At 68.4% G+C, this 16,135-nt stretch carries 14 protein-coding genes and 1 pseudogene; 6 read left to right on the top strand and 9 right to left on the bottom strand.

The features are described 5' to 3' along the window. Positions 1 to 28 precede the first annotated feature (28 nt). Positions 29 to 595: pseudogene (locus V8246_RS06440) on the bottom strand (cyanophycinase); the annotation flags it as partial. Positions 596 to 908: 313 nt separating this feature from the next. Between V8246_RS06440 and V8246_RS06435 the strand changes: the two are divergent. From V8246_RS06435 to V8246_RS06425, 3 genes are all read left to right on the top strand, one after another. Next, complete coding sequence (locus V8246_RS06435) at positions 909 to 1,505, top strand: sigma-70 family RNA polymerase sigma factor (protein WP_336188454.1); 597 nt, start codon at positions 909 to 911, stop codon at positions 1,503 to 1,505. Further along, positions 1,483 to 2,532 (top strand): FecR domain-containing protein, encoded by a 1,050-nt coding sequence (locus V8246_RS06430; RefSeq protein ID WP_336188453.1) that lies wholly within the window; start codon positions 1,483 to 1,485, stop codon positions 2,530 to 2,532. Before V8246_RS06435 ends, V8246_RS06430 begins: the two co-directional genes overlap by 23 nt. 135 nt (positions 2,533 to 2,667) lie before the next feature. Then, positions 2,668 to 5,724 carry a TonB-dependent receptor gene (locus V8246_RS06425; RefSeq protein ID WP_336189050.1) on the top strand — a complete coding sequence of 1,019 codons (3,057 nt, stop codon included), beginning with the start codon at positions 2,668 to 2,670 and terminating at the stop codon, positions 5,722 to 5,724. A gap of 366 nt (positions 5,725 to 6,090) precedes the next feature. Here V8246_RS06425 and V8246_RS06420 read toward each other — a convergent pair whose 3' ends face one another. Beyond that, positions 6,091 to 6,651, bottom strand: coding sequence for a lysophospholipid acyltransferase family protein (locus V8246_RS06420; RefSeq protein ID WP_162111245.1), 561 nt, complete (start codon positions 6,649 to 6,651; stop codon positions 6,091 to 6,093). A gap of 40 nt (positions 6,652 to 6,691) precedes the next feature. Further along, on the bottom strand, positions 6,692 to 7,126 hold the full coding sequence (gene arfB, locus V8246_RS06415; protein ID WP_336188452.1) for an alternative ribosome rescue aminoacyl-tRNA hydrolase ArfB: 435 nt from the start codon (positions 7,124 to 7,126) through the stop codon (positions 6,692 to 6,694). Between the two features lie 134 nt (positions 7,127 to 7,260). On the opposite strand from arfB, the gene V8246_RS06410 reads away from it, so the two are divergent. Further along, complete coding sequence (locus V8246_RS06410) at positions 7,261 to 7,818, top strand: DUF2059 domain-containing protein (protein WP_336188451.1); 558 nt, start codon at positions 7,261 to 7,263, stop codon at positions 7,816 to 7,818. A gap of 57 nt (positions 7,819 to 7,875) precedes the next feature. On the opposite strand, the gene V8246_RS06405 is transcribed toward V8246_RS06410, so the two are convergent. From V8246_RS06405 to rhlB, 6 genes are all read right to left on the bottom strand, one after another. Next, positions 7,876 to 8,529, bottom strand: a complete 654-nt coding sequence (locus V8246_RS06405; protein WP_336188450.1) for a hypothetical protein — start codon at positions 8,527 to 8,529, stop codon at positions 7,876 to 7,878. Between the two features lie 32 nt (positions 8,530 to 8,561). After that, positions 8,562 to 9,269 (bottom strand): uracil-DNA glycosylase, encoded by a 708-nt coding sequence (gene ung / locus V8246_RS06400; RefSeq protein WP_336188449.1) that lies wholly within the window; start codon positions 9,267 to 9,269, stop codon positions 8,562 to 8,564. A gap of 16 nt (positions 9,270 to 9,285) precedes the next feature. Further along, positions 9,286 to 10,125, bottom strand: a complete 840-nt coding sequence (locus V8246_RS06395; RefSeq protein WP_287758532.1) for a response regulator — start codon at positions 10,123 to 10,125, stop codon at positions 9,286 to 9,288. 13 nt (positions 10,126 to 10,138) lie between these two features. After that, positions 10,139 to 11,083: a permease-like cell division protein FtsX gene (ftsX, locus tag V8246_RS06390; RefSeq protein WP_336188448.1), complete on the bottom strand. Its 945-nt coding sequence runs from the start codon at positions 11,081 to 11,083 to the stop codon at positions 10,139 to 10,141. Beyond that, positions 11,080 to 11,766 carry a cell division ATP-binding protein FtsE gene (gene ftsE, locus V8246_RS06385; protein WP_162111233.1) on the bottom strand — a complete coding sequence of 229 codons (687 nt, stop codon included), beginning with the start codon at positions 11,764 to 11,766 and terminating at the stop codon, positions 11,080 to 11,082. Before ftsE ends, ftsX begins: the two co-directional genes overlap by 4 nt. A 163-nt stretch (positions 11,767 to 11,929) precedes the next feature. Continuing rightward, on the bottom strand, positions 11,930 to 13,618 hold the full coding sequence (gene rhlB / locus V8246_RS06380; protein ID WP_336188447.1) for an ATP-dependent RNA helicase RhlB: 1,689 nt from the start codon (positions 13,616 to 13,618) through the stop codon (positions 11,930 to 11,932). Positions 13,619 to 13,844: 226 nt separating this feature from the next. Between rhlB and trxA the strand changes: the two genes are divergently transcribed. Both trxA and rho read left to right on the top strand, forming a co-directional pair. Beyond that, a complete protein-coding gene (gene trxA / locus V8246_RS06375; protein ID WP_055939299.1) occupies positions 13,845 to 14,186 on the top strand; it encodes a thioredoxin TrxA in 342 nt (113 codons plus the stop codon). Between the two features lie 208 nt (positions 14,187 to 14,394). Continuing rightward, positions 14,395 to 16,098, top strand: coding sequence for a transcription termination factor Rho (rho, locus tag V8246_RS06370; RefSeq protein ID WP_336188446.1), 1,704 nt, complete (start codon positions 14,395 to 14,397; stop codon positions 16,096 to 16,098). Positions 16,099 to 16,135: the final 37 nt, after the last annotated feature.

The following is a 16,135-nucleotide window of genomic DNA, read 5'->3' as shown; positions in this document are numbered from 1 at the left end:
TGGCGTACACGCGCGCGGTGCCGTCGCCTTCCACGGCAACCGCGGCATCCTCGTCCACGCCCAGGCCCAGGATCGGGCGGCCGGCCAGCGACTCGGCCTTGGCGACGAAGGCGATCAGCCGGCCCAGGCGGTTGCGCTCGCTGAAGTGCGTATCGGTGATCACGCCCTTCAGCAGCGCCAGCTGCAGGAAGTCCGTCTCGATGGTGTTGTCCGGCCCCAGAGGGTCGGCCAGCGCATGCGGGCTGATCACGCTGCCACCGTCCATCGCGCCGTAGAGGTATTCGCCCTGCATGGCCAGGCCGGCGCTGGTGCCGCCCAGCGGCTTGCCCGCGCGCACGTGCGCATCCAGCGCCGCGCCCACCGGCGTGCCGCGCCAGTAGCGCACGTAGCGCGACTGGTCGCCGCCGGCCAGGAAGATGCCGTCGGCGCGCTTCAGGCTGCGCAGCACGGCCGGATCGCTCGCGCTTTCGCGGTCGCTGAAGACGTAGGTTTCCACCGAGGCGATGCCGCCGACCTCGTTGAAGAACTCCTCGCCGATCTCGCCGGCCTGCGAGGCGCGCAGCACCACGATGTGGCCGTTGCCCGCCTTCTTCATGAACCAGCGCATGGCCTCGAAATTGCGGTCGCCGCCCCCCATCAGCAGCAGACCCGGCTCGACCTTGCCCGGCGTCCTGGCCGACACGTCGCCGAGCACGTAATGGGCGGGCCTGGCCGCGAACGCCGGCAGCGCCGCCGCCAGCAACAGCATGCCCAGCGCACCGCGCCGCACCGCACCAAGGACAGACACCATGCCATGCACTCCACGTCGAAGGTCGCGGCAGGATGCCACGCACCGGTGACTTGTGGAGACGAAGCGGCGCCTCGCTTCCCCCATGCCGCAGCGCGCGCGCTTGGGCTAGAGTGCGGGCATGCCCACTGAATTCGATGCGTGGTTCGTCCGCGAAGTGCTGGTCCATGAACGGGCACTGGCGCTGTTCCTGCAACGCCACTGGCCGCACCGCGACGAATGGCACGATCTGCGCCAGGAGGTCTACGCGCGGGTCTATGAAGCCGCCGGACGCACGCGCCCGGACGCGCCCAAGGCCTTCCTGTTCACCACCGCGCGCCACCTGATGACCGACCGCCTGCGCCGCAGCCGGGTGGTGTCGATCGAGCCGGTGGGTGATTTCGAGTCCTCGAACGTCTACCTGATCGACGAGGTGTCGCCCGAGCGCTGGACCGGGACCCGCCAGGCGCTCAAGCGCGTGGTGGAGGCCCTGGACCGACTCCCCGACCGCTGCCGCGAAGTGGTGTGGCTGCGGCGCGTGGAGGAGCTGCCGCAGAAGGCGGTCGCCGCGCGCCTGGGCATCAGCGAGAAGACCGTGGAAAAACATCTGGCCAAGGGGATGCGCCTGATCGCCGACCATCTGTACGGTGGCGACGACGCGCACGTGCCGGGCGGGCGCAGGGATGCCCGCCTTGTCATGGACGAGGACGACGGACATGACCGACAGCAAGCGGATTGAACAGCAGGCGGCCGACTGGCTGGTCCGCCGCGACGCGGGAGACTGGGCGCCACACGACCAGCAGGCGCTGGAGGCATGGCTGTCGGCGTCGGCGCGCCACAAGGTCGCGTTCCTGAGGCTGGAGGCCGCCTGGGCCGAGGCAGGCCGCCTGCAGGCACTGGCAGCCGGCCTGCCGGCGGGCGGACCGCCGCCGCGCACGGAGGCCGCCGGCCTTGGTGCCCCTGCGCCTGACCTGCCCGACCTGCGCGGCATCACCTTCGCGCCACGCCATGCGCACGCGCGCCCTAGCCGCTGGCGGCACGGCGTGGCGGCCGCGCTGGCGATGCTGGCGCTGGGCTCGGCGGCATGGGGCGGCTGGCAGCTGACCGGACGCCAGCAGGCGCACTACGCCAGTGCCGTCGGCCAGGTACAGACCCTGACCCTGCCGGACGGTTCCACCGCCACCCTCAGCAGCGACAGCCAGCTGGAGGTGCGAATCACCCGCCAGGAACGCCATATCGCGCTCACGCGCGGCGAGGCCTTCTTCGACGTGGCCCACGACCGGCGCCGCCCCTTCGTGGTGGAAGCGCAGGGCCGCCGCGTCGCCGCCGTGGGCACGCGCTTCTCCGTGCGCCGCAACCCCGAGGACGTGCGCGTGGTGGTGACCGAGGGCAAGGTGCGTCTTGAAACCCGCATCGGCGACGACGGCCGCGCGCAACCGGTCTCCCTGCTGCCGGCCGGCAGCGTGGCCACCGCCGGACGCAACGGCGTGCTGGTGCGCTCGGTCCCGGTGGCCGACGCCGAACGCTACCTGGAATGGCGGGAGGGATTCCTGACCTTCGACGACACCTCGCTGGCCGAGGCCGCCGCCGAGTTCAACCGGTTCAATGCACGCAAGCTGGAACTGGCCGACGCCACGGTGGCCGACCTGCGCGTGGGCGGGAACTTCCGCTGGTCCAATGCCGAGGGCTTCGCGCGCCTGCTGGAACAGGGATTCCCGGTACGCGTGGAGCGGCACCCGGAGCGCATCGTCCTGCACGCGCGCTAGCGGGCCGCCGCGCCACCGACGAACGTCGCGGGGGGATTTGTCCGGTTCGTTCGTCCTGATGTCCAGAAGGCGCCATTCCGAGCGCCCCGGGGAGAGTCGTCCATGCGGTATCCAATGCGAGTCCTGCTGTTGAGCATGGCCTGTAGCGCGGCGCTGTCCGCGCAGGCCCAGGCGGCCCCCGGCCGCATCGACCTGCCCGCCGGCGAGCTGGCCACGGCGCTGAACACGCTGGCCAAGCAGTCCGGCACCCAGCTGGTGTACCGCGCCGATCAGATGAAGGGCCGTCGCACCACGGGCGTGCAGGGCGCCGCGAACACCGACCAGGCGCTGGAACGGCTGCTCAAGGGCAGCGGCTTCGAAGCCAAGCGCGACGCCTCCGGCGCGGTGCTGATCGTGCAGGCCGACGCCACCCCGCGTCGCGCCCCGGCGCCGCGTCCCGCGCCTCAGGAGGCGCCTCCCGGGGGCGGTGCCGCGCAGGCCGAGGAACCCGTGACCCAGCTGGAGACCCTGCAGGTCACCGGCTCGCGCATCCCGCGTGCGCAGATCGAAGGTCCGGCGCCGATCACGGTGGTGACCGCGGAACAGATCCAGGCCGCCGGCCTGACCTCGGTGCCCGAGGTGCTGCGTTCGCTGAGCCAGAACAGCGGCAGCGTGCAGGGCCAGCAGAACACCACCAGCGCCCAGTCCACGCCCGGCGCACAGGCGGTCGACCTGCGTGGCCTGGGCCCCAACCACACGCTGGTGCTGATCAACGGCCGCCGCATCGCCGACTTCCCGCTGCCGCTCAACGGCCGCAGCAACTTCACCGACATCGGCAACATCCCGCTGGGCATGATCGACCGCATCGAAGTGCTGACCGGCAGCGCCTCGGCGGTCTACGGCTCCGACGCGATGGCCGGCGTGATCAACTTCATCCTGAAGAAGTCCACCGACGGCACCATCATCGACTACCGCTACGGCGACACCGAACGCGGTGGTGGCTCCTCGCAGCACCTGACGCTGACCACCGGTTTTGACACCGGCAGCTTCAGCGGTATCGTCGGGGTTGAGCTGATAAACAAGAAGCCATTGTGGGGCACAGACCGCAGCATCCAGGATTCCACCTACGACGCACCCACGGAAGAACGCCGCCTGCCACGCCTGATTGCCCAGTTGCAGGACTGGGAAACCGATACCAACGAACTCCCGGCCAATGGTTGCGCCTCGATGGCTGGCCTCAACCAGGGCACGACGGTGGCCGCGGAAGATCCCGACTACGGCCCGTACTGTGGCAGTGACCGTGCCATCGCGTATCGAACCATCCAGAATGAGCGCAAGGGCTATGCCGCTTACGGCTCGTTCGAGTACCGCTTCTCCGACACGCTATCCTGGTTCGCGGATCTGCAACTTGGGCGGCAGGAAGTAAAGCTGCTGACCGGCACCAACGGCAACTTGGCGGCCAGCGACCACATGGGCTGGGAGTTCCATGATCCGGACTCCACCAACAACTACCGCAACAAGGTCTTCTACAACGCCGCCACGGATCGCCGCGAGATCTGGTCCCGCCAGTTCACGCCCGAGGAGATGGGCGGCCTGCGCAACCGCATGAATACCACTACCCAGAAGACCTTCGGGGTGACCACCGGCCTGAAGGGCGCGTTTGGCGAGGCATGGAACTGGGAAGCCGCCTACAACCATTCGCAATACAAGGCCGACGTGGGCATGCCACGCATCGATGCCGAGGCCGCCAACCGCCTGTTCCTCGGCGAACGACTGGGCTACAACGACGATGGCTATGCCATCTACAGCCCGGATCCGGCGCGACTGTTCACGCCCCTGACCGTCGATGAATTCAATTCCATCGCTGTGATGTCCGTGTTTCGTCCGGAAGCCAAGAACGACAACGTCAGCTTCACCGTCGACACACCCGCCCTGTTCTCAATGCCGGCAGGTGATGCCGGCTTCGCGGGCGCGCTGGAGTTCGGCCGCCAGTCGTACCACATCAACCCTGATCCGCTTGCGCTGACCGAAGACGCATATTACGGGCCGCGCTACGGTGATGGTGACGGTGAACGCGACCGCTGGAGCGCAGCCGCCGAGGTGCGCGTGCCCTTGGCCTCGACGCTGGACGCCAGTCTGGCCGGGCGTTACGACCGCTACAGCTACGGCAACAAGAACCCGGGCAAGTTCACCTATAGCGCGGGCCTGGAATGGCGCCCCATCGACACGCTGCTGATTCGCGGCTCCTATGGCACCGGCTTCCGCGCACCGGACATGCACTATCTGTTCGCAGGCGATGACTACTACCGCACCCGCTTCGCGACCGATTACTACGACTGCCGTACGGCAGAACCCGGATCGTCCAACAACTATTGCTACGACGTAGGTGACTACGACGTCAGCACCTTCGACGTCTACAACGGAAACCCCGAGCTGGATGTGGAAACCAGCAAGTCGTTCACCGTCGGACTCGTCTGGTCGCCAGTGGCCAACTTCGATCTGGCAGTGGACTACTACAAGATCCGCGTAATGAACCAGGTGCAGACGCAGGACCGTGAATTGCTACGCATGACGGAAGCAGATTGCCGCCTGGGCGAGACCGATACCGGCGCCGCTGTGGACATCAACTCACCGACCTGCGTGGATGCGCTGGCCCGCGTCATTCGTGACGAGGACGGTGTGATCTCGAGCGTCCGCTTCAGCCCGATAAACATCGCGAACGAAGAAACGTCCGGCATCGATGTCACTGCCAGCTACCGCCTTCAGACGGCAACTGCCGGCGATTTCGCCTTTCGGGCCAACTACAACTGGACGCACCGCCACACGCGCCAGCAGTATCCGGGCGACCCGAAGGAGGACATGCTCGACGTCAGCTTCGCCGACACCACGCTGCCCCGCACCAAAGGCAACATCGGCGTGGCATGGGATAAAGGCACGTTCGGCGCGAGCCTCTTCGGCAACTACGTTGGCCGCGTCGCCAACTACGCCAACGACGCCTGGACCAAGGCGACATGGCGATTCAATGCAGGTGCGCGTTACGACATCAACGACCACCTGCGCGTGTCGCTGACCGTCAACAACCTGCTGGACGACATGCCGCCCAAGGACGCGACCTGGTCGAACTATCCGTACTACGACACGTCCTGGTTCGACTCCACCGGCCGCAGCTACTTCCTGCAGGTCACCTGGAAGCTGGGCGGCGAAGCGCTGTAACCCGCAACCCCAGGGAAGGGAGCGAGGCCCGCCGCAAGGCGGGCCTTTTTTTCTGGACGCCGGCGGCCAACCGCCCAGCTGATCCGCGATCCGTCATCCCGGCGAACGCCGGGACCCCATGTCCTTGCACGACCCCAGCGCTGCACCGAACGCCCACGCGACAACCACGACGTCGTCATCCCAGCGAATGCTGGGATCCAATTGCCCTTGCCGTGGACACCTGCCCGAACAATCCGCAGCCGCCGCAAGTCGATTCAGGCAACCGCGGGATCAAGATGGGTCCCCGCTTTCGCTGGGACGACGGCAGCTTCGTCATCCTGGCCCACGCGCTGGTCCAACTCCGGCCAGGTCAAGGCTCGTTGACGCTCACACCGTCCCGCGGTTCTTCCCCTGCCACGGCTGGTACCACGCGCGGATCGCGGCCATGTCGGTGTCCATGTCGCCGGTGGGGTAATACACGTCACCGATGCCGATGGTCTTCTCGGGATAGTGGAAGTACGCCATCAGGATGGGTACCTGCGCCTGCTGGGCGATCTTCAGGAAGCCGCCCTTCCACTTGTCCACGCGCTTGCGGGTGCCTTCCGGCGTCAGCGCGAACCACATCCTGTCGGACTGGCGGATCATGCGGACCGCCTGCTCCACCGTACCCTGCGGCGAACTGCGATCCACCGGCACCACGCCCAGCTTGCGCAGCAGCGGCGACAGCGGCCACCAGAACAGCTGCGCCTTGCCCAGCACGCGCACCTGGAAACCCATGGCGATCTTCGCCGCCATGCCCCAGATGCCGTCCCAGTTGGACGAGTGCGGCGCCACGATCATCACCAGCTTGGGGATGTCCGGCAGCGTGCCGACGATCTTCCAGCCGAACACGCGCAGAAAGGTGCGGCCCATCCAGCGGGTGAAGCGGTTGGGCGGCACCTGCGGCATGTTCGGCGGGATGCGCGGGACGATGTCGTGACTCAAGCGGTTACTCCCATTGGTTCTTCTGCGACCGGCCGCGCTTGACCTCGCTGCGTCCGCGCTTGGCGTCCAGCCGGCGCGCCTTGGCCGCGCGCGAGGGCTGGGTGGCGATGCGCTTCTTCGGCACGACCAGCGCCGCGGCGATCAGCGCGGCCAGGCGCTCGCGCGCGTCCTGGCGGTTGCGGTCCTGCGTGCGGAAGCGTTGCGCGTCGATCACCAGCACGCCTTCGTCGGTAAGGCGGCGGTCGCGCCGGGACAGCAGCCGCTCGCGCAGGGCGTCGGGCAGCGACGGCGAACCGGCTACGTCGAAGCGCAGCTCCACCGCAGTGGCGACCTTGTTGACGTTCTGCCCGCCCGCGCCGCTGGCGCGCACGAACCGCTCGACGAGTTCGTCGTCGGGTATCGACAGCGTCGGCGTGATCTCGAGTGCGGTGCTCCCCATGCGCGGATTGTATTCAGGATGCGGGGCCGTTCGCAGCGCGCTGGCGCCCCGATCGTCGTCGATTAACACCAGATTTACTCACGGGCAGGCACCCTACGACCCCACTTCCGAGTCGCCCACGCCGCCCACGCCGCATGCCCCGCCTTACGTCGACCACGGCCCGCGCCCTGTCCCGCCTCCTGATCGCCCTCGCCCTGGCGGCGTCCGTACCGACCTTCGCCGCCGAGCCCACCGACGCGGACATCGACCGCCTGCTCAAGGCGTCGCGCGCCGAAAGCCTGCTCGCGGGCGTCGTGCCGCAGATGGAGGCGGTGCAGCAGCAGGAGTTCGACAAGCATTTCGCCGGCAAGGAGATGACCGAAGAGCAGAAGGCCGAGGTGGCCCGCATCCAGGCCAAGACCCAGGAGATCGTGCGCAAGGCGCTGTCGTGGGAAGAGATGCGCCCGGTGTACCTGGACGTCTACAAGAAGACCTACACGCGCGAGGACGTGCGGGCGATCACCAAGTTCTACGAAAGCGCCGCCGGCCAGCGCATGCTCGACAAGAATCCGGCGCTGATGCAGAACATCATGACCGCCGTGCAGCAGAAGATGGTGCCGATGCTGGACGAGCTGCAGGCCGAGATCAAGAACATCCCCGTCACGCCGCCACCCCCGGTTTCGCCACCCCAGAAGCGGCGCCGGACGCGCTGATCGCTCGCCTCGCGTGGTTGAAGGGAGCGTCCGTCCACGGCGGACGCTCCCCCTGCATCAGGGCTTCGCGGCGAACGCGTCGCCGGGCGCCAGCGTGCGCTGCGCCAAGTCGGCGGCGCTCTTCTTGTTCCAGACGACCAGGTAGTCCGCCTGCTTCTCGATGATGGACGCCCGGTTCGCCTTGAACCACGCCTCGCCTTCCGGCGTGTTCTGCACATGCTTGGCATTGGCGATCCATTTGGCCACGTCCGCATTACGCCAGTTGAACTCGTTCTCCGAGGCCGCCTTGATCGGCCACAACGAGAAGCGCGCCTTCCACGCGCCCATCCGAGGCGTGACCACGGCGTAGTACGTCTGGCCAGGCGACAGTTCGGCCTCCATGAAATCCGCCGCCTCGGAGACCACCATAAACCGATGGCGGCCGGGTGCGACGTCATAAACGACCTGCGTTCCGGTCGAGCTCACACCGATGAACCGGGTCTCGTCACCGGTGATGTCGAACAGGGACGCCTGGATCGCGCCGCCGAAAGAGGACGGGCGCAGGAACACGACGCGGCTGTTCTCGCCGGGCGGCTCCACCAAGGCACTCCCGTCCGCAGGCTTCATCAACGACGACGCACATCCCTGCAGGAACAGGAACGACAGAATCGCCACCATCTTCAGTACTTTCATGCACTTCTCCCCATGGGTGCGCACGGCGGCGCGCCGCACGCGAAAACCGGGCCCGACGGACCCGGAACGAATCAGAGGTCCAACGCACCCCTCGGCGGCAACCGCCAGTCGATAGGCGACAGTCCCCGCTGCGCCAGGTATTGGTTGGTGGCGCCGAAGTGCCCGCATCCCAGGAAACCACGATGCGCCGACAGCGGCGAGGGATGCGGCGCGCGCAGCACGCGGTGCCGGCGCGTGTCGATCACCTTGCCCTTGGCCTGCGCGTAGCTGCCCCACAGCAGGAACACCAGCCCTTCGCGCTCGCGCGCCAGCGTCTCGATGGCGTGGTCGGTGAAGCCTTCCCAGCCCTTGCCCTGGTGGGCGCCGGCACGTCCTTCTTCCACCGTCAGCACGGCATTGAGCAGCAGCACGCCCTGGCGCGCCCACGGCAGCAGGCAGCCATGGTCCGGCGGCGCGATGCCCAGGTCGGCATTGAGTTCCTTGAAGATGTTCGCCAGCGACGGCGGCACCGGCACGCCGGGCAGCACCGAGAAGCACAGCCCGTGCGCCTGCCCGGGGCCGTGGTAGGGGTCCTGGCCCAGGATCACCACCTTCACCGCGTCGAACGGCGTGGCGTCGAAGGCCGCGAAGATCTGCGGCCCCGGCGGATAGATGCGCGCGCCCGCCGCCTTGCGCTGGCGCAGGAAGGCGGACAGCTCGCGCATCTCCGGCCGCTGCAGCCAGTCGCCGATGCGCGCCTTCCAGGAAGGCTCCAGCCTGATGCGGTCTTCTTCGGTCATGCCGGACGCACGCGCCTCAGACCAGCGCGCGCGATGCGTCCATGCGCGCCAGACGCAGCTGGAACAGGACCTTGGTCACCAGCAGGCGCTCGGCGATCGGCTTCAGCACCAGGTCGTTGGCCCCGGCCTGCAGCAGCTCGGCCTGGTTGTCGCGGTTGCTGTCGCCGGTCATCACCAGGATCGGCAGGCGCCGCTTGCCGTAGGCGAAATCCACGCGAATGCGCTGCACGATGTCGCGCCCGCTCAGCTCGCCCTTCAGGATCACGTCGGTCAGTACCAGGTCGAACTTGTGCGTGGACAGGCCCAGCGATTCGGCGGTAAGCAGGGCGAACGCATCCTCCGCCTTCAGCACGTGCACCACGTTGAGCGACTGACGCTCCAGCATGCGCCGCGTGGTCTCGGCCACCACGCGACTGTCCTCGATGTAGAGGATCGTCGCACCCACCACCGGCTCGGGCTGCACGTAGCCGCGGATGAAGGTCGCCAGCGCCTCGTGGCCCAGCGCCTTGTCGAAATAATCGGTGACGAACTCGGTGAAGCGGCGTTCTTCCAAGTGCTGCTGGGCATCGCCGGACACCACGATCACCGGCACGTAAGCCTGGCCCGCCGCCTCGCGCACGCTGCGCGCGATCTCCAGTCCGTCGCCGTCGGGCAGCGCCAGGGCGGTGGTGACCAGGTGCACTTCGCCCTGCTCCAGCGCGGTACGCGCCTCGGCGATGCTGGAGCAGCCGATCACCTGCACCCCCGGCACTTCGCGCTGCAGCACGTCGGCGATCAGCTTGCGCACCAGCTTCGACCCATCCACCACCATCACGCGGGGCGCGTCGCTGATCAGATGCCGGAGCTCTTGGGCCATGAAGATGCGGAAGTCAGGTGGCAGTCGGGCGAGTCTGACGCAAGAAGTGGCCGGTCACCAGCCATGCGCCCAGCCAGCCCACGATCGTGGCCGCCAGCACCACGAGCGCAGCACCCAGCGGATCCAGCCCTGACAGCGCGAACGGGCTGCCATAGCTGCGCGCCAGCGCGGCCAGCGGATCACGCAGCGCCAGCGCGGCCAGCGTCAGCAGTCCCAGCGCCAGCGCACCGGCCGCCAGGCCATACCAGGCCCCCAGGTAGACGAAAGGCCGGCGGATGAAGCCGTCGCTGGCACCCAGCAACTGCAGCACGCCGATCTCCTCGCGCCGCGACTGGATGTCCAGGCGCACGGTATTGCCCACCACCAGCAACGCACCCAGCCCGAACAGGGCGGCCAGCACCCAGGTCAGGCGCTCACCGAACCCCATCCAACCGGTCAGACGTTCGCGCCAGGCCGCATCGTGCTGGAGCAGGTCCGTTTCCGGCAACGCCTCCAGCGCGGCGACCAACCGCGCCTCGTCGCCTTCGGGCACCACCACCAGCAGGGCCGGTAGCGGATTGCCGTCCAGCAGGTCCAGCGAATCGGCCAGTCCGCTGCGCTGGCGGAACTCCGCCAGGCCCTGGTCGGGCGTGCGCACCTCCACGCTGGCCACGTCGTCGCGCGCGCGCAGCGTTTCCGCCAGCGCCTGCGCGCGCGCCACCGGCGTCTCGGGCGTCAGGAACAGATCGATCTCGCGCGACTGCTGCACATCGCCGGCGAAGTGGCCCACGTTCTGCAACGCCAGCCACAGGCCCAGCGGCAGCGCGAATGCCACCGCCATCACGCCGACCGTCAGCAGCGTGGCCCACGGGCGGCGCACGGCCCGTCCCAGGCTGGACACGAAACTGTACAGATGCTGGTCCAGCCAGATGCCCGCACCGGAGCGCGCCTGCGCGCGGCTGTTCTTCGCGTCGCTCATTCGGCCAGGTCCGCCGGGGAGATGTCGTCGACCAGCTTGCCGTGGTCGAGGATCAGCACGCGCTTCTTCATGCGCTTGAGCAGCGACAGGTCGTGACTGACCACCAGCACGCTGGTCCCCCGCTCGGGCATGGACGCGAACAGCGACATGATCTCCGCCGCCAGTGTGGGGTCGAGGTTGCCGGTGGGCTCGTCCGCCACCAGCAGGCGCGGCTCGGCCACGATCGCGCGGGCGATGCCCACGCGCTGCTGCTCGCCGGCGGAGAGCTGCGTGGGCAGCGCGTTTTCCCGGTGGCCAAGCCCCAGTCGCGCCAGCACTTCGCGCACCCGCTTGCCGATGTCGCCCCGGCGGTCGCCGCGCAGGATCAGCGGCAGCGAGACGTTTTCCATCACCGTGCGGTCGGTGAGCAGGCGATGGTCCTGATAGACCGCGCCCACCTCGCGACGATGCAGCGGGATACGGCCGCCACGCACCTTCAGCAGGTTCCTGCCGCCGAACACCACCGCACCGCGGCTGGGCCGCTCGCTCAGGTGGATCAGCTTCAGCAGGGTGCTCTTGCCCGCGCCGGAATGCCCGGTGACGAACAGCATCTCGCCTTCGGCCACCTCGAAGCTGACGTCCTCCAGCGCCGCGTGGCCGCCGGGGTATTGCTTGCTGACGTTTTCGAATCGCAGGACGCTCATGTGCGCCGATTATGCCGGAGCCGGCATGTCGGTTGCGATGCGCACCGGTACCCATGCCGATCAACGCTTCTGTAGGAGCGCCCTCGGGCGCGATGCCTTTGCTCCGGATGCTTTTCCGGCAAAAGGCATCGCGCCCATGGGGCGCTCCTACAGGTATCGCGGGTCAGTTGCCCGAGACGAACGAACGGATCTTGCGGCCCAGGCGGGTCAGGAAACCGGCGTTGTCGGCGACTGGCTTCGGTACGGGCGCCTGCTTGGGTGCGGCGGGCGCGGCACTGGCGACGGCGCCTTCCGCGCCCTCGAGCGGACGACCGTGGCGACGGCGGCGACGCTTGCGCGGCTTGCGCTCGCCTTCGGGCTGCGTGGCGGTGCTCTCGGGACGCGGCACGTCGGCCGCATGCGCCACCGGGGCGGCCGCGGCGACGGCCTCGCCTTCGGGGCGCGGCGCACGCGGTGCGCGCGGCGGGCGCGGCTTGCCGTCGGCCGAGCGCGGTCCGTCGCGGCGGGTACCGTCGCGACGACCGGCACCGCCTGCGCCACCGGGCTTGCGGCCACCTCCACGGCGTTCGTCGTCGGCGGCCTTCTGTTCGCGTGCCTCGCGGAAGATCTGACCGATGCTTTCTTCTTCGTCATCGCCCTCGCCTGCCACCGGCTTCGGGCGCTCCGGACGCGGCAGCGCGGTCAGCAGTTCCGCGGTGACCGGCTCGGACGGGATCTTCTGCTCGATATAGGCCTCGATGTCGGGCAGCGACATCGCATAGCGCTCGCACGCGAAGCTGATCGCATCGCCCTCGGCGCCCAGGCGCGCGGTGCGGCCGATGCGATGCACATAGTCCTCGGCATCGAACGGCAGGTCGAAGTTGAACACGTGCGACACGCCGTCGATGTGCAGGCCGCGCGCGGCCACGTCGGTGGCCACCAGCAGTTCCAGCTGGCCGGCCTGGAACTTCTTCAGCAGCGATTCGCGCTTCTTCTGCGGCACGTCGCCTGACAGCACGCCAACGCGGTAGCCCGCGCGCTCCAGCGCGCGCGCCACCCGTTCGACGAACGCCTTGGTGTTGACGAACACCATGGTGCGCGCGCCCTCGCTGCGCGACAGCAGGCCAATCAGCAGCGGGATCTTCTCCTCGTCGGCCGGGTAGTACAGCTTCTGCCGCACCTTGGCCGCGGTGATGAACTCGGTCTCGACGACGAGCTTCTCCGGCTCATTCATGTGCTCGTAGGCCAGCTCCAGCACGCGGTGCGAGAGGGTGGCCGAGAACAGCAGCGTCTGCCGGGTGGTGCGCTCGGGCATGCGCCGCAGCAGGAAACGGATGTCCTTGATGAAGCCCAGGTCGAACATGCGGTCGGCTTCGTCCAGCACGCACACCTCGCAGGCGTGCAGGCTGACCACCTTGTGCTGCTTGACGTAGTCGATCAGCCGGCCGGGCGTGGCGATGATGACGTCCACGCCCTTCTGCAGCAGTTCGCGCTGCTTGTCGTAGTCCACGCCGCCGTAGACCAGGGCGAAGCGCAGGCCTAGGTCGGCACCGAACTTCACCGCGTCCTTGTGGATCTGGATGGCCAGTTCGCGCGTGGGCGCCAGGATCAGCGCGCGCGGATCCTCGGGCTTGCGCTCGGCCAGCGCCGGGCGGCTCAGCAGGCGGTTCATCACCGCCACCAGGAACGCCAGCGTCTTGCCGGTGCCGGTCTGCGCCTGGCCGGCGACATCGCGCCCCGCCAGGGCGACCGGCAGCGTCATCGCCTGGATCGGCGTGCAGCGGGAGAAACCTGCGCCTTCCAGCCCGGCGAGCAACGCCGGATGCAGGTCGAACGAGGAGAACGTGATGTCGGTTAACGGTTTGTCGCTCATGCCTTCTTCTTTTGCGTCGCTGTGTTCCGCGCGCGTGTCGTGTGAATGCGGTGGGTGTGCTTGCATCGGCCGTACCGGCGTCGCACACTGCGCCCCCTGTGCCGGGTTGCGCGACCACCTGGGTAACCTTGAAAAGGTCGCGGAACGCCCCAGTTTACCCCAATCGTGGAGGCCGTCCCGGCCCGAACCCGTCCGCGCCCGCCCGCGGACCCCGCAGGAGATCCCCGTGAGCGACAAAGTGACCCACGTCGGCGATGCCGATTTCGACGCCGCCGTGCTGCAGTCCGGCGAACCGGTGCTGGTGGACTTCTGGGCCGAATGGTGCGGCCCCTGCAAGATGATTTCGCCGGTGCTGGACGAACTGGCCGAGACCTACGGCGGCAAGCTGAAGGTCGCCAAGGTCAACGTGGACGAGAACCGCGCCACCGCCATCAAGTACCACGTGCGGTCCATCCCGATGCTGCTGCTGTTCAAGGACGGCCAGATCCAGGCCACCCAGATCGGCGCCGTCGGCAAGGGCCAGCTGACCCAGATGATCGACAAGGCCCTGGGTACCCAGGCTGCCTGAGCCCCCAGCGCCCCGCACGCCGGGGCGCGCTGGCTGAATCCGCTTGAACCCGCCGTGGCGGCCCGGCTTGCCGCCACCCAGGCCCGGTGATAGTGTCGAACCCGAATTCCGGCGCAGGGGATGCGCCGCACCCATCTGAAGCCCCCGTCTCCTTTTACTCACCCGCCGCCGCAACGCCGGCGCTCGCCACCTAGCGAGGATTCGCAACTTGTCCGACAGCAGCAACGAAACCGGCGCCCCCGCCGAAAAGCGCGTGCGCAAGACCCGCGCCCCCAAGACCCCCGCCGCCGATACCGCCGCCCTCGCCGAGCGCGCGGCCGATCCCGCGCCGCAGCTTCCGCTGCCGCCGGTCGCCGAACGCGCCGCGGCCCCCGAGGCGCCCCCGGCGTCCGCCGCCCCGGCCCCTTCGCAGGGCACAGGCGAGAACGCCGGCCCGCAGCCACAGGGCGGCTCGCAGCACGAGGGCGGCGACCGCGGTGAACCCCGCGACGGCAACCGCTTCGGCAACAACCGCCGCGACCGCTTCCGCAACCGCCGCGAGCGCAACCGCGACCGCCAGGGCCAGGACGGCATGCCGCAGGACGGCAACGGCGGCGGCCAGGAGAACTTCGCACCGCGGGCGATGCCCAACGTGCCGGAGGGTTTCCCGCAGTACTCGCTGGGCGACCTCAAGCGCATGCCCGCGCCCAAGCTGCTGGACATCGCCGAGCAGCTGAACATCCAGGAAGGCGTCGCCCGCGCCCGCAAGCAGGACGTGATTTTCGCCCTGCTGAAGGTGCTGACCCGCCACGGTGAAGGCGTCGCTGCCGACGGCGTGCTGGAAATCCTGCCGGACGGCTTCGGCTTCCTGCGCGCCGCCGAGGCCAGCTACCTGGCCGGCCCGGACGACGTGTACATCAGCCCCAGCCAGATCCGCCGCTTCAACCTGCGCACCGGCGACCACCTGGCCGGCCGCATCCGCTGGCCGAAGGACGGCGAGCGCTACTTCGCGCTGTCGACCATCGACACCATTAACGGCGAGCCGCTGGAAGCGTCGAAGAACAAGGTGCTGTTCGAGAACCTGACCCCCCTGTTCCCGCGCCGCCGCTTCACCCTGGAGCGTGGCAACGGGTCGTCGGAAGACATCGCCGGCCGCATCCTCGACCTGATGGCGCCGCAGGGCAAGGGCCAGCGCGCGCTGATCGTGTCGCCGCCCAAGGCGGGCAAGACGATCATGATGCAGCAGATCGCCACCGCCATCACGACCAACCACCCGGACGTGCACCTGATCGTGCTGCTGGTGGACGAGCGTCCTGAAGAAGTCACCGAAATGCAGCGCACCGTACGCGGCGAAGTGGTCAGCTCGACCTTCGACGAGCCGGCCGCGCGCCACGTGCAGGTCGCCGAGATGGTGATCGAGCGCGCCAAGCGCCTGGTCGAGCACAAGAAGGACGTGGTGATCATGCTGGACTCGATCACCCGCCTGGCCCGTGCCTACAACAACGTCGTACCCAGCTCCGGCAAGGTGCTGACCGGCGGCGTGGACGCCAACGCCCTGCACCGCCCGAAGCGCTTCTTCGGCGCCGCGCGTAATGTCGAGGAAGGCGGTTCGCTGACCATCATCGCCACGGCGCTGGTCGAGACCGGCAGCAAGATGGACGAGGTGATCTACGAAGAGTTCAAGGGCACCGGCAACAGCGAAGTGCACCTGAACCGCCGCATCACCGAAAAGCGCGTCTATCCGGCCATCGACATCAACCGCTCCGGCACCCGCCGCGAGGACCTGCTGATCGAACCGGAACTGCTGCAGAAGATCTGGATCCTGCGCAAGCTGCTGCATCCGATGGACGAGATCGCGGCGATGGAGTTCCTGCTGGACAAGATGAAGAACACCAAGTCCAACGACGAGTTCTTCAGCTCGATGAAGCGCTGATCGAAGCACCCCATGGAAAAGCCCCGCGATGCGGGGC

The sequence above is a fragment of the Pseudoxanthomonas sp. F11 genome (assembly GCF_037046485.1).
Lineage (GTDB): Bacteria > Pseudomonadota > Gammaproteobacteria > Xanthomonadales > Xanthomonadaceae > Pseudoxanthomonas_A.
Note: the sequence above shows the minus strand (reverse complement) of the source record. Positions and strands in the feature narration are given on the sequence as shown.